Source organism: Brevundimonas sp. M20 (genome assembly GCF_006547065.1).
GTDB lineage: Bacteria > Pseudomonadota > Alphaproteobacteria > Caulobacterales > Caulobacteraceae > Brevundimonas.
The window spans coordinates 2,138,811-2,151,924 of record NZ_CP041243.1 but is presented as its reverse complement, the minus strand read 5'-3'; the positions used below and the strand labels follow the sequence as shown (position 1 = coordinate 2,151,924).

9 protein-coding genes and 1 tRNA gene are annotated in these 13,114 nt (G+C 69.5%); 4 read left to right on the top strand and 6 right to left on the bottom strand.

From position 1 onward, the window contains the following. Nucleotides 1–8 precede the first annotated feature (8 nt). The gene (locus FKQ52_RS10505; RefSeq protein WP_141627133.1) at nucleotides 9–1,016 is read right to left on the bottom strand and encodes an arginine N-succinyltransferase; all 1,008 of its coding nucleotides are present in this window, start codon (nucleotides 1,014–1,016) and stop codon (nucleotides 9–11) included. 4 nt (nucleotides 1,017–1,020) lie between these two features. Further along, entirely contained in the window at nucleotides 1,021–2,271 is a 1,251-nt protein-coding gene (locus tag FKQ52_RS10500; protein ID WP_141627132.1) for a hydrolase, read from the bottom strand. Between the two features lie 103 nt (nucleotides 2,272–2,374). Between FKQ52_RS10500 and FKQ52_RS10495 the strand changes: the two genes are divergently transcribed. Further along, nucleotides 2,375–2,890: a hypothetical protein gene (locus tag FKQ52_RS10495; protein ID WP_141627131.1), complete on the top strand. Its 516-nt coding sequence runs from the start codon at nucleotides 2,375–2,377 to the stop codon at nucleotides 2,888–2,890. A 2-nt stretch (nucleotides 2,891–2,892) separates the two neighbouring features. Here FKQ52_RS10495 and FKQ52_RS10490 read toward each other — a convergent pair whose 3' ends face one another. From FKQ52_RS10490 to FKQ52_RS10480, 3 genes are all read right to left on the bottom strand, one after another. Further along, nucleotides 2,893–7,131: a translocation/assembly module TamB domain-containing protein gene (locus tag FKQ52_RS10490; protein WP_141627130.1), complete on the bottom strand. Its 4,239-nt coding sequence runs from the start codon at nucleotides 7,129–7,131 to the stop codon at nucleotides 2,893–2,895. Beyond that, nucleotides 7,128–8,915, bottom strand: coding sequence for an autotransporter assembly complex family protein (locus FKQ52_RS10485; protein WP_141627129.1), 1,788 nt, complete (start codon nucleotides 8,913–8,915; stop codon nucleotides 7,128–7,130). Before FKQ52_RS10485 ends, FKQ52_RS10490 begins: the two co-directional genes overlap by 4 nt. A 105-nt stretch (nucleotides 8,916–9,020) precedes the next feature. Next, a complete protein-coding gene (locus tag FKQ52_RS10480) occupies nucleotides 9,021–9,275 on the bottom strand; it encodes a hypothetical protein (RefSeq protein ID WP_141627128.1) in 255 nt (84 codons plus the stop codon). A 197-nt stretch (nucleotides 9,276–9,472) separates the two neighbouring features. Between FKQ52_RS10480 and FKQ52_RS10475 the strand changes: the two genes are divergently transcribed. Further along, nucleotides 9,473–11,212, top strand: coding sequence for an ATP-binding protein (locus tag FKQ52_RS10475; RefSeq protein ID WP_141627127.1), 1,740 nt, complete (start codon nucleotides 9,473–9,475; stop codon nucleotides 11,210–11,212). Between the two features lie 2 nt (nucleotides 11,213–11,214). On the opposite strand, the gene FKQ52_RS10470 is transcribed toward FKQ52_RS10475, so the two are convergent. Next, nucleotides 11,215–12,306 (bottom strand): CaiB/BaiF CoA-transferase family protein, encoded by a 1,092-nt coding sequence (locus FKQ52_RS10470; RefSeq protein WP_141627126.1) that lies wholly within the window; start codon nucleotides 12,304–12,306, stop codon nucleotides 11,215–11,217. Nucleotides 12,307–12,420: 114 nt separating this feature from the next. Here FKQ52_RS10470 and FKQ52_RS10465 point away from each other — a divergent pair. Together FKQ52_RS10465 and FKQ52_RS10460 are read left to right on the top strand one after the other, a co-directional pair. Then, nucleotides 12,421–12,497 (top strand) — tRNA-Lys (locus FKQ52_RS10465). A gap of 59 nt (nucleotides 12,498–12,556) precedes the next feature. Beyond that, the gene (locus tag FKQ52_RS10460) at nucleotides 12,557–13,108 is read left to right on the top strand and encodes a hypothetical protein (RefSeq protein ID WP_141627125.1); all 552 of its coding nucleotides are present in this window, start codon (nucleotides 12,557–12,559) and stop codon (nucleotides 13,106–13,108) included. The last annotated feature ends 6 nt before the right edge of the window (nucleotides 13,109–13,114 follow it).

The window sequence follows — 13,114 nt, the reverse complement described above, 5'->3', positions numbered from 1 at the left end:
TGCTTTCGTCAGGTCTTTACGCGAACAGTATCGCCAGCACGCACCTTCAGCGCGTCGGCGGTTTCGCGGGTGAGGGTGGCGGTGTCGCCTTCAAGGTGGGCGCGCTGGCGCACGGCGCGGAAGGCGCCGACGCTGTCGGTCGAGATCAGGGCGGGCAGTTCGGCCTCGACCTCGTCGGCGAGGGCGACGGTCAGGGCGCGGGCGTCGCGGACGGTGCGGATATTGTCCCGTTGGCAGGAGACGGTCGGCCCGGCGTCGAAGATGTCGATCAGGCCGTTGGGGCGGAAGCCCTCGCTCTCCAGCAGGGCCATGGCGGGCACGCCCTGCGGGTGCACCTTGCCGATCACCGCACGAGCGGGCTCGGGCAGGAGTTCGACATAGATGGGATGGCGCGGGGCCAGATCGAGGATGAACTGCTTGTCGGTGGAGCCTGTCATCCGGTCCGCCTCATCGAAGTCCATCGGGAAGAATTTGTGGGCGACATGGTCCCAGAAGGGGCAGGCGCCGTCGGGGGTGAAGACACCGCGCAGCTCGGCCAGGACGTTCTCGTTGAACAGCTCCGGCTCGGCGCCGATCAGCATGTAGCGCGACTGGCTGAGCAGGCGGCCCGCGCCGCCCTTGCGCCGGTCGGCCTTGAGGAAGAGGGAGCCGACCTCGGTCCAGCCGGTGCATTCGTTGACCAGCACCAGCGTCTTCTGTTCCAGCTTGATGCCAAGCGACGGCGAGGACTGGGCGTTGCTGACGACCCGGAAGCTGAAGAAGGGGCGTTTGAGGCCCACCGAGGCCTTCACCGAGCCGATGCCGTCGACGTCGCCGGTTTCGGATTCCTCCAGCATCAGGGTGTACCAGCGCTCATGCGGCTCCATGCCGCCCGCGAAGCTGTCGCGGCTGAGGTCGAGGCGTTCGGCCAACTGGTCCGGGTCTTCGGGCAGGCTGGTGAAGCCCGGCCCCGACAGGATGGCGAGTTCGAGCAGATGGTCGAGGTCGGCGGGGCCGGCGGGTCTGACGACGAGCATGGGGTTACATCGTCTCCAGACGCAGGGACTTCAGTTTCAGGGCGTCAATCTCGCCCGAGGCGATCTTGCACAGGATGAGCGCACTCAGTTGGGCGCGCTCGACGAAGCTGGCGGGCCAGGCGAACTCCTGATCCGAATGGATGTCGCCACCAAGGACGCCGAGGGTGTCGATGTTGGGCAGGCCCGCGGCGTGCAGGTTGTTACCTTCGCAGACGCCGCCCGAAGGCTTCCACGCGATGGTCTGGCCCAGCAGGGCGCCGGCTTCCTTCACCGCCTCGAACAGGGCGGTCTGGGAGGCGTCCATCGGCTTGGGCGCGCGGGTCATGCCGCCGTGCAGGTCCAGCGTCAGGCCGGGGAAGGGCGGCTCGGCGGCGATCTGTCGGACCGTCTCCGAAATCCAGGCCGAGGACTGTGCGTCCGGGACGCGGACGTTGAAGCGGACCACGGCGTTGTCGGCGACGACATTGAGCGGGCCGCCGCCGCTGATCTTCGCGACATTGACGGTGACGCCGTCGCGCTGGCCGTTCAGGGCGTGCAGGCGGGCGGCGATGATGGCGGCCCCGGCGACGGCGTTGGCGCCCTCATGGAAGGCCCGGCCCGCGTGGGCGGCTTTGCCGGTGACGATCAGATGGTAGTTGCCGCTGCCTTTGCGCTCGCCCGCCAGCGTGCCGTCCGACAGGGCGGGTTCATAGGTCATGCCGACGTGGCCGCGCGCGCCCAGTTCCGCCAGCAGGGGGGCGGATGCGGGCGAGCCGATCTCCTCGTCGGGCGACAGAAGGACGGTCCAGCCGACACGCTCCCGATCCGGATGGGTCTCGAAGGCCTCGAGAGCGGCCAGGAGAACGGAGATGCCGCCCTTCATGTCGGCGATGCCGGGACCGTTCAGGGCGCCGTCGGCGCGGGTCACGACCGTCTGGAAGTCCGAGGTCTCGGGGAAGACGGTGTCGTAGTGGCCGGTCAGCACCACCTGGAGCGGCGCGTCGGGGCGACAGGTGATCTTCAGGGCGTCGGCGTGAGCCTCCTCGCGCACCGAGCCGTCGTCGGCGACGGTGGTCGAGCCTTGCGTGGGGATGCGCTCGACGGTCGCGGGCAGGGCGCGGGCCGTGGTCTCGAGCAGGGCCAGGACCGCGCTCAACCCGGCGGCATGACGGCTGCCGGAGTTGACGTTCGCCCACTCCACCGCCCGTCCGATGATCACGGCTTCGCGTGCCGCGACGTGGTCGAGCACGGACTGTTCAGGAGGCAGAATCCGCATCGGCCGGAACCTAGCCGGGCGCGAGGGAAAGGTGAAGCGAGGTCGGGCTACGACTCGTCGTCGGATCAGGCTAGGGTCCGTGTTCAACTCCGGGAGGAACTCCATGCAGAACTGGCTCAAGGCCATCAATCCGACGGCCCCCATCACCACCGAGGCCGAAGCCCTGCGGGCGGCGCGCGCCAGCGCCATCGGCGTCGCCATCGGCGCCGTCGTCGGCGCCGTCGCCGTCGTCCAGATGATCGTGCGCAAGGACGAGATCGCCGCCGCCGCCGCCGCGGCCGCCGCCAATGACCCCATGGCCGCCGGCATGGTGGGCACGATGACGCAGGTGATGCTCTACTTCGCTATCGGTCTGGTGGTGATCCAGGCCATTCTGGCCTTCGTGCAATGGGCCAAGCCCAACATCATCATTCCGATCCTGTTCGCCGTGCTGATCGTCGGCGGCCTGCTCCTGCAACTGCTGCCCAGCCCGGTCGAAAAGCCCCCGCTCGACGTCCTGAAGGTCGTGCTGACCTACGGTATCGCCGCGATCCAGCTGCTGCTGCATACGGCGGGCATTCGCGGCGCGTCGAAGCTGGACAAGATCCGCTTCGCCGAAGCCAACCGCGAAGACTACTGAGACTAACGGTTCGGGCGGCGGTCGTTTGATGCGCCGCCCGGCTGCCGGCTTTGCCGGCGCCAACGGATGGACAGGCTGGCGTCGCCCTGTCCGCCGAATTTCGAGCTGACCGTCAGATTGCGACGGACTTGCCATTCGACGTTCACTTCCGCCCCGTCCTCGCCGCCGCCGATGATCTCCAGATAGACGTCGTCGGTGATGTAGCGCCCGCCGGCCACAGTCAGGCTGGAGGCCTCGCCGCCGAAGGACAGGCGATCGAGACCCGCCAGCTCGCGCAGGTTCCCGATCACATCGAAGCCGCCGCCGCCCGCCAGCGCGGCCACGCCCGCCGCCAGCTGGGCCGCCTCGAAGGCCGACAGCTGAGAGGCCGAACGACCGAACAGCACCTGGGACAGGATTTCGTCCTGCGGCAGGGCGGGGGTGGAGGTCAGGGCGATCTCGGGCCGCGCCGCCGTGCCGGTCACGCGAATGGTCGCGGTCAGGGCCGGGTCTTCCCGGGTGGCTGACAGGTTCAGGCGAATCTGTTCGGGCCGGGTCGACAGGGTGACCGTGCCGGTCTGGTCGAACACGAACCGCTTGCCCGCGAAGTCATAGTCGCCCCGCACCACGCGCGCCGTGCCGGTCAGGACCGGCTGGGAGATGGTTCCGGTGACGCGAGCGTTGACGCCCATCTCGACGTTCAGGCCGCGACCGACCACCCGCACGTCGCCGCCGGGCGAGCGGATGGCGATGTCCATGCCGATCTGCGGGCCGCGCGAGCGGGTCTGTTCTTCTTCAGGCATGTCGCCGCCGGGGCGGTTGATCTCGACCACATCCATCCGGACGATGCCGTTGGAGCCTGGCGGGTTGGCCTCGATCCGGGCCTCGTCGACGGAGATTTCGCCGGCCAGCCGGATGTTGCCGTCCTGACCACGCACCACGGTCAGCGGGCCGGAGGCGCGGGCCTCGGCGATGTCGTTGTCGATGATGCGGAAGCGGCGCAGCTGGAGCTGGAAGCTGGAGCCCGAGCCTTCGCGCAGGCCGATACGGCCGTCCCCGCTGACCTGACCGCCGGCTCCGTCATTGGCCGAGAAGGTCTCGATCAGGGCGGTGGTGTCGTCGAAGCGGCTGTTCAGGGTCACGCCCGCCAGACGCAGGCCGGTGCCGTTGTCGCGGAAGGCGCCCTGTTGCAGGTCCAGACGGCCGTTGATGCGCGGCTCAGCCAGGGTGCCGCCGAGGGTGGCGTTGGCGGTCATCTGACCCGAGAGCGAACGGTCGCCGCCCAGGAAGAGGTCCCAGATCGGCTGGATCTGACCCTGAATGTTCACCGTTCCCTCCATCGGGCGGGTGCGGGCGATGGCCAGGCGCAGGGGCGCGGCCGAGGCCTCGACCGGCAAGGTCAGGTCGGCGCTGGCCTGCACGGCGTCCTCGTCCACGGCGCGGGCCTGAAGGCGCAGGGTGTTGTTGACCAGCACGGCGTTCAGCGTGCCGTCGACTTCCATCCCGCGCGGAGCGTCGATGCTGCGCAGGTCATTGAGGGTGACGTTGGCCGAGCCCGACAGGTCGTCGCCGGAGCCGCGCAGAGACAGGCGGCCGGTGACGCGACCGCGCATGTCGGGGGCGACCGCGCCGAGATCGACGCTGGTCAGATTGGCCTCGATGATGGCGGCGCGGGAGTCCTGACGCAGGTCGCCGGTCAGGACGCCGCCGCCGACCGACAGGTCCACCCGCACCACCCTGCCGTCGCCGGACAGGGCGACCACGGCCGGACTGCGGGTGGCGAAGTCGATCTCGCGCACCGAGCCGCCGCCTTGCAGGGCGACCGATTGGGACTGGCCGTCGCGGGCGTAGACGCCGGAACCGTCGAACGACAGGGGCGTGGGGCCGCCCACGTCCGCCTTGAGGGTGAAGGGCAGACGCTCCAGCGTGCCGCGTCCGTCGAGGTCGAGGGTGCGGATGACATAGGGCGAGCCGGCGAAGCGGACGTTGCGGCCCGACACGTCCAGGATCGCGGTCTCGGCGCCGCCACCCTCCGTCAGGCGCACGCGGCCGTTGGCTTCCCCGGAGGCGAGGAAGGCGCCGGGGCGGGCGGTGAAGGTCAGGTCGGCGCTGGACGGAATGCTGTTGGACAGGGCGATGTCGCCACGCGCAGTGACCCCGCCTGCGTCCAGATCAACCTCGGTCAGGCGGATGCGCGGCCCGCCCAGATAGAAGTTCCCGGCGGCGCGGGCCGGGCCGTAGTTCGATCCGGCGGTGACGGCGATACTGCCGTCCGAGGCGTCGGCGCCCTTGCGGAAGCTGAGTGTCAGGTTGGCGTCGGTCAGTTTCAGCGGACCGGCGTTCACGCGGGCGAAGGCGGCGCGCAGGTCGGCGCGGGGGGCGGCGAGCGTGCCGGTGAGGGCCCCATCCCCGGTCATGGCGCCATCGATCTCGACCGGGCCGACGCCGAAGGGGCCGCGGGCGTTCCAGTCCAGCGCGAGCCGCAGCCCGCCGTTGCCCTCGATCCGGCCGCGCGCGGAGGCGGAGCCCTGTGCGCCGGTCAGGGCTGCGCGCTCCACGTCGATCCGTCCCTGATTGATCGCGCCAGTCAGCTGCAGGCGGGGCGTGGCGCCCAGCAGGCGATCGAGTTCGCCCTGACCGGTGGCCAGGCCGCGTCCGCGTCCGTCGAAGGTGAGCCGCCAGGGGGCGCCGGTCCGGGCCATGGAGGCGGAGAGGGGACCGCCAAAGGCGCCGCGGGCGCCGCGGTGAATCTTCGAGGCGTCTGTGATGCGCGCCTCGCCCCGGAAGCCGAGGCCGCCCAGCAGATTGCGCCCGCCCGAGCCGGTCAGGGTCAGGGCCTGCCCTCGCGCCTCGATCTTGCGCAGCAGGATGGCGCCGTCGGTCTGGCGCGCGGCCTCGAAAGCAACACGGGGGCGCGGGCCCAGCAGGCTGCCGATGATACCGGCGGTCGAGCCGCCATCGGCCTGGATGTCGCCGTCCAGCACGATGCGACCATTCTGCATGGCGGCGTTCAGGGGGCCGCGCACTCGCCCGGCGCGATAGCTGGAGGCCTCGACGCCGACCAGATCGACCTGACCGTCCAGCGACCAGTTCGCCGAGTCGCCCTTGAAGGTCGCGACGTAGGAGGCGGGGCCCGCGGACGGGGAGCCGACCAGACGGTTCAGCGACGGGGTGGCGACCTCGATGCGGATGCCGTCGCGGCTGCGGCGGTCCTTCATGTTGATCTGGCCGCTGGCGCGCGAGTTCAGGTTCTCGGACATGAGCGTCCAGCCGAAGCCCTGCTGGCCGTCGTTGTCGGTGTCCGGCGTGATGGCGAAACCAAAGCGCGCGGTGCGGCCGACGCGCTGGACGAAGGGCTCCAGCAGGTCGGAGCCGGAGAAGTCGAAGAAGCCGCTGACGCGGGCGGTGTCCTTGCCGTAGCGGCCCTTGACCGTCAGCGGGATGAAGTCGCCGGTGCGCACGACAGCGTCGATGATCTCGCCGTTGATAAGTGCGCTCGCCTGGAAGGGTTGATCCGGGGAATAGCCGAGTGCGCCCGCTATGGGGCCGCCCTGGGCCTCGGACGCGCGCAGGTTCAGGCGGGTTTCGGTCAGCGGGCCGCCGAATGTGGCGTTCAGGCGCAGATGATCGCCCGGGCGGCTGAGGCTGTCGGCGTTGACGACGGCCTGCTTGGCGCCGGTGCGGGGGATGTTGGCCTCGCCCGACAGGGTCCAGCGCCCGTACTCCTTGCTGAAGCCCTCCAGCAGTTCGACATTGGCGGCGAAGCGGTCGATGTCGATGCTGATCGGCTGGGGACCGCCCGGTCCGGTCGGCGGCTCGACTTCCGGACGGCGGATCAGGCGGATGACGTCAGCCTCGATCTCCGTGGCGTGGAAGCGCCGGGTGATCAGCGGCCACCAGGTCCAGTCCACATGCACCGCGCGCGCTTCGAGCCATACGCCCCTGGCGTCGGTGACGGTGACACGGTCGATGGTGAAGTCGTCGAACAGGTCGCCCTTGACCCCTTCGACATTGATCCGGCCGTAGCGGCCGATTTTCTTGCCGGCGACGAAGCTGGTGACCAGCTCGCGGCCCGCATCGCTGACCAGATACATCCGCCCGCCGACCAGCAGGAGGATCAGCAGGCCCGCCAGAACAGCCAGCCCCATGCCGCCGAAGAAGGCGAGGGCCTGAAGGCGCGTGCGCTTGCGCTTCGCCCTTTCGACGGGCGAGTCAGGCGCGTCGGCCGGAGGTGTCTCTTCGGGCGGGGTCGGGTCGGTCAAAACGCCTGCCCGATGCTGACATAGATCTGGAAGCCCGCGTCGCCGTCACGACGATCCAGCGGGAAGGCGATGTCAGCCCGGATCGGACCGAAGGGCAGCTTGTACCGCACGCCAACCCCGGCCCCGTAGCGCAGGTTGTTGAAGTTCGGCGTCTCCTGGAAGCCGATAGCGCCCGCGTCGACGAAGGCCACGGCCTGGAAGCTGCGCCAGACATCGCGGCGAATCTCTAGCGAGGTCTCGAACAGGCTCAGCCCGCCGCGGGGGGTGTTGTCCGGCAGGCGAGGGCCGACGCCCTGATACTCGTATCCGCGAACCGATCCGCCGCCGCCGGAATAGAACAGGCGATCGGACGGTACGGTCAGTTCCTCGCCGCCGAGGATGGAGCCCAGACGGACCCGTCCCGCCAGCACGGTCTTGCCGTTCTTTTGCAGGGGCAGATAGGCCGTGCCCTGACCCTCGACCCGCAGGAACAGGACGGTGTCCTCGCCGCCCACCGCGGTGGGCTGGGCCGAGCCGGTGAACCGCCAGCCGGTGGTCGGGTCCAGCGGATCATTGGACCGGTCCAGATAGAAGCTGCCCCGCCCGGTCAGAATGTAGAGGTCGCGGTCGAAATTGATCGGCAGCTGGGTCAGCGGGTCGAAGCGGGTCTCGTTGTAGTGTCCGACGTCCAGACCGACGCCGTAGCTGAACCACGAGGTCTTGCCGATGCGCTGCTGCAGATCGGCGGCGGTGGTGAAGGCGGTCCGTTCGTAGGCGTCGGTGTCCTCGTTCACGAGGGCGGCGGACAGCTTCAGCGTCTGGCCGGGTTCGCGCCAGTGCGGCAGGCTGAGATCGACACCCAGTCGACTGTCGACGTCGGCGATCCGGGCTTCCCAGACAAGGGTGTCGGCGCGTTTGAAACGGTTGTGCCAGGTCCAGCGCAGATCCACGCCGGAGCCGTCGGCGGTGGAGAAGGTGGCGCCTGCCTCAAGAATGCGGCGGGGGCGGTCGGTCAGGCTGACGATCACCGGGCGGCGACCGTCGGCGAGGGTCTGATCCGCCGGAGCCAGCGCGACGCCGACACCGTCATAGACCCCGGTCTCCAGCAGGCGACGCTCCAGCTCGGCCACGTCCTCGGGGTCATAGACGGCGCCGTCGCTCCACGGCGCCAGACCGGCGACCCAATCGGGGTTGGTCGGACCGCGCGTCTCCAGCCGAACACCGTCCAGCCGCACCAGATCGCCAGCGGCGATGTTGTAGGTCGGGAAGACGGTCAGGGCGGCGTGGTCGACCACCACCCGGCGCGGCTCGGCGCGGGCGTCGGCGTAACCGTTGCGGACCAGACCGGCGACCAGTCGCCCTTCGGCGGCGATGACATCGACCGCGCGGCCCGGCTGACCGGCGGTCAGGCGGATGTCGCCGATGACCGTGGCCGCCGTTTCCGCCCGCGGTTCCGGCGCGACCCAGTTCACGGCGGGATCGGTCAGGGTGAAGCGGGGGCCGGGCGTCACATTGACGATGGCGACCGGGGTGTCCTCGCCCTCGACGATGTCCTCGAGGATGGGCTGGTAGTAGCCCTCGGACCGCAGCAGGGCCTCGGCGGACTCCATGGCGCTGCGGGCGCGGCGACGGGCCTCGAAGCGGTTGGAGGGGGCGTCGTCCACCTCGCCGACGGCCCGGACGAGCTGCTCGCGCAGGGTTCCGTCCAGTTCGCCCCGAATCTGGGCGCGCGGGTCCGCCGCGGCGGTGGACGCGATTGTCACGCCCGCGAGGCTGAGAAGGAAGAAGGCGGGCCTCGGCGTCAAACTCAAACCTTCATCAGGGGCCGTGCGGCCCGCTCATCGGGACGGCGCTCCCCCGCCGTCGGCGTCACGGTCGTTCTCACGCGCATTCGGCGCGTTTGACCCTGTTCAATAGAACAGGGTTTCGCTTTCGGGCTGAACGGATTCTTCCGAGGTGCGCTGTTCGGGCGGCAGGGCCGCCGAATCGGTCGGAGGCGGCGTCACCGGAGGTTCTGGCTGTACGACGGGTTCCTCGACGACCGGCGGCGGAGCCTGCTCGGCGGCCTTGTCGGCCAGACCGGCGTCTTCGGACGGACGCGGGTCATCGCAGGCGGCGACGGCGAAAACGGTCGTCAGGGCCAGCAGGGCGGCAAGGCGTTTCATGGTCGAAGAAGTCTCCCCCGGGATCAGGCCGTCTAACGCTCGGCCGCTGGTCCTGTTCCATAGAGTGTTTCGCACCGGCGCGCATCCTCTGTGCGCAACCTTCGCGGCCGCGCCGGGCCGACGGAGACCGGTGATTTTCGACGGCAACCAATCCTTTTCCAATTTCCCGCAACCTCAGGGCGGGGAGAAAACAAATAATGTCCGCCACCGCCTACGCTCTCGTGTCGCAGGTTCGGTTCAAGGAGCTGAAAACAAGGATTGGACTGGCCGCCTTCATCGGGATCACGGCCTGGTTCTTCCTGCCCAGCCTCTGGCCCGTCGTCTGGTTCTTCGCGGTCCTGTTGAGCCAGGTGGCCGATTGGGCGGTGTTTCGCCGGTTCCGCCTGAACCCCGAGTGGGTTCCGGACAGGGCCTATGTCGTGCTGTCCTGTGCCACCACCGCCGTCGGCGTCATCATCTATTCCAGCATCGCGGCCTGGCTTTGGTTCAACGGGGGCGAGGTCGGGCGGGCCTTCGCCCTTGTGCAGGTGGCGGGCGGCTTGCTGCATGTCAGTTTGCACATGCATCACGCCCGGCCGATCCTGTTCTCCGCCGTGGCGATGCACGGCGCCTATTTCCTGGGATTGCCGGTGATCAGCGCGACCCTGACCGGGCGATGGCAGGAGCTGCTGATCGCGCTGGGCTGTGTGCTGTACATGAGCCATCTGGTCGTGGCGGTGCGGCAGAGCAGCACCACCACCGAACTGCTGCGCTCGGCCAAGGTGATGGAGCAGAACGCCCGCCAGAAGGCCGAGGAGGCCAGCGCGGCCAAGTCGGACTTTCTGGCCGTCATCAGCCACGAGATCCGCACGCCCATGAACGCGGTGATCTCGGCCGCCAACCTGCTGCGCCGGACCGAGCTGACCGAGCGGCAGGCCGAGCATGTGTCGATGCTGACCGACGCGGGCGAGGTGTTGATGGGCCTGCTGAACGACGTGCTGGACGTGTCCAAGATCGAGGCCGGCAAGATGGTGCTGGAGACGGACGATGTGGATGTTCGCGCCCGCCTGATCTCACTGGCCCGGCTATGGGAGCCGCGCGCCGCCGCGAACGGGGTGCGTCTGATCGTCGAGGCGGCCGACCGGGTGCCCGAGTGTGTTCGCACCGACCCGCTGCGGTTCCAGCAGATCCTGTTCAACCTGATGTCCAATGCGGTGAAGTTCACCGAGCAGGGCGAGATCGCGGTCGTCGTGGACTGGGACGGGGCGGCCCTGACGGTGACGGTGTCGGATACCGGTTGCGGCATTCCGGCGGACCGGCTGGCGCATGTGTTCGACAGTTTCGAGCAGGCCGAGGCGGGCACCACCCGTCGCTATGGCGGGACCGGTCTGGGCCTGTCCATCAGCCGCAAGCTGGCCGAGATCATGGGCGGCGCCCTGACGGTCAGCAGCGTGGAAGGGCAGGGAGCGACCTTCATCCTGACCCTGCCGATGGAGGTGTCGCAGACCCGTCCGACGGAGGCCCGTCGTGATGAGGCCGAGGTCGGTGCGCTGACCGGCCGTTCGATCCTGGCGGCGGACGACCACGAAGTGAACCGCCGCATCCTGACCCTGCTGCTGGAGCCGCACGGCTGTCGGCTGACGCTGGTGGAGAACGGCGCGGAGGCCGTGGAGGCCGCGCTGGTCGAGCGCTTCGACGCCGTGCTGATGGATATGCAGATGCCGGTGATGGACGGGCTGGAGGCGACGCGGCGCATCCGTCTGACCGGCGGGGTGAACGCCGACGCCCCGATCATCGCCCTGACCGCCAATGCGCTGGATGTGCACCGGCAGGCGTGGGAGGCGGCGGGCGTCGCGGCCTTCCTGACCAAACCGATCGACCCGACGGCGCTGACCCGAACGCTGGCGGAGGCCTGCGCGGGGGCTCGCCGCCCGGAGGTGAAGGCCGACGTGGCCTGACTCTAGGCCCAGCGGGTCAGGGCTTCGTCGAGCGACAGGCCTGCGGGCTGGGGCTCCGGGCTGGCCTGACCGTCGAAGCGCGGGGCGGGCGCGGGCTGGATCACGCCCTGATCGACGAAGGTGGCGCGGGCGGCGTTGTGCGGATGAACCGGGGCCTCGCCCAGTGTCAGCACGGGCGTGACGCAGGCGTCGGTTCCGGCGAAATGATCGGCCCAGTCGTCACGGTCGCGCGCGGCGAACAGGGCCTCGAACCGGGCATGCAGGGCGGGCCAGTCGGCCATGTCGAACTGCGGCGCTTCTTCCGGCGTCAGGCCGAGACCGGCGATCAGGGCGGCGTAGAACCGGGGCTCCAGCGCGCCGACCGCGACGAACCGGCCGTCCTTGCAGGCGAAGCAACGATAGAAGGGCGCGCCGCCGTCCAGCAGATTGGCGCCGCGCGCATCGCTCCACAGGCCGCGTGGGCGGAAGGCGTGGAACAGGCTGGTCAGCAGGGCCGAGCCGTCCGTCATGGCGGCGTCCACGACCGAGCCCTTCCCGGTGGTCTTCGCCTGCAACAGGGCCGCCAGCAGGCCGGAGACAAGGAACATGGCGCCGCCGCCGTAGTCGCCGACGAGATTCAGCGGCGCGCGGGGCGGGCGGTCCGGCTCACCCATCGGATGCAGGGCGCCGGACAGGGCGATGTAGTTGATGTCGTGGCCGACCTGATCGGCCATGGGCCCGGTCTGGCCCCAGCCGGTGACGCGGCCGAACACCAGTCGGGGATTGCGCGCGGCCAGCACGTCAGGCCCCAGCCCCAGCCGCTCCATCACGCCGGGCCGGAAACCCTCGATGATCGCGTCGGCGCCGGCGACCAGATCGAGGACGCGGGCGTGGTCCGCCGGGTCCTTCAGATTCACCCCGACGGCGGCGCGGCCCCGGTGCAGCACCTCGCCGCCGACGTCGCTGAACACCGCCGCGCCCGCCGAGGCGCTGCGGGTCAGGCGCAGGACCTCGGCCCCCATGTCGGCCAGCACCATGCCCGCGAAGGTGACGGGACCCAGGCCGTCGAACTCGAGAATACGGATGCCGGAGAGGGGCTTTGCGGGCGCTGTCATGCCCCTTGCGTAGCCGGTCCGTCAGGAACCTGTCGAGTGGACCTTGACCCGCGCGGCGACATGTTGGAAAAGCCGCGCCTCCGGATTCGCAGACGCGGCCCGGTGACACGATGTGCGTCCTTAGCTCAGTTGGTTAGAGCATCTGACTTTTAATCAGAGGGTCCTCGGTTCGAGCCCGAGAGGACGTACCATCGGTTCTCCCCCACAGTGCAGGCTTTCATCGCGCCGTGCGGCGTGATTGATAGGCGGTATGCGCCGTCTGTACCTTCTTCTCCCTGTCCTCGCTCCTGTTCTGGCTTTGACCGCCTGCAATGCGGGCGATGCGGCCATGCAGGGGGCGCGGCAGTTCGGGGATGGGTTCGGGAATGCGGCGACAGCGCCGCTGGCCGATTTCAACCTGCGCCGGGAGTACATCCCGACCGTGCTGCTGCAGGCGGAGGCCAATCCCTATGACCTGCGCAATCTGAACCAGTGCTCCACCATCGGGGCCGAGATCGCGCGGCTGAACGAGGCGCTGGGGCCGGACAGTGATGAGCCGCGTCGGCCGGACCAGCCCAATCTGACCGAGATCGTGACCGAGGAGGTCGTGGAAGAGGCTCTGGACGCGATCCGGGACGCGACCACGGACTTCATTCCCCAGCGGTCATGGGTCCGGCGGCTGACCGGGGCCAAGCGCGCCGAATTGCGGGTGAAGTCGGCGGTGCAGGCCGGGCGGATGCGCCGGGCTTTCCTGAAGGGCGTGGGGATGCAGCACAACTGCGCCCCGCCGGCGGCCCCGGCCTGGTTCAGGCCGCGCAGGTAGGGTGTT

Coding starts and splice junctions, on each gene's coding strand:
- FKQ52_RS10505 (WP_141627133.1), bottom strand. CDS start 1,016: ATGCTCGTCGTCAGACCCGCCGGCCCCGCCGACCTCGACCATCTGCTC.
- FKQ52_RS10500 (WP_141627132.1), bottom strand. CDS start 2,271: ATGCGGATTCTGCCTCCTGAACAGTCCGTGCTCGACCACGTCGCGGCA.
- FKQ52_RS10495 (WP_141627131.1), top strand. CDS start 2,375: ATGCAGAACTGGCTCAAGGCCATCAATCCGACGGCCCCCATCACCACC.
- FKQ52_RS10480 (WP_141627128.1), bottom strand. CDS start 9,275: ATGAAACGCCTTGCCGCCCTGCTGGCCCTGACGACCGTTTTCGCCGTC.
- FKQ52_RS10475 (WP_141627127.1), top strand. CDS start 9,473: ATGTCCGCCACCGCCTACGCTCTCGTGTCGCAGGTTCGGTTCAAGGAG.
- FKQ52_RS10470 (WP_141627126.1), bottom strand. CDS start 12,306: ATGACAGCGCCCGCAAAGCCCCTCTCCGGCATCCGTATTCTCGAGTTC.
- FKQ52_RS10460 (WP_141627125.1), top strand. CDS start 12,557: ATGCGCCGTCTGTACCTTCTTCTCCCTGTCCTCGCTCCTGTTCTGGCT.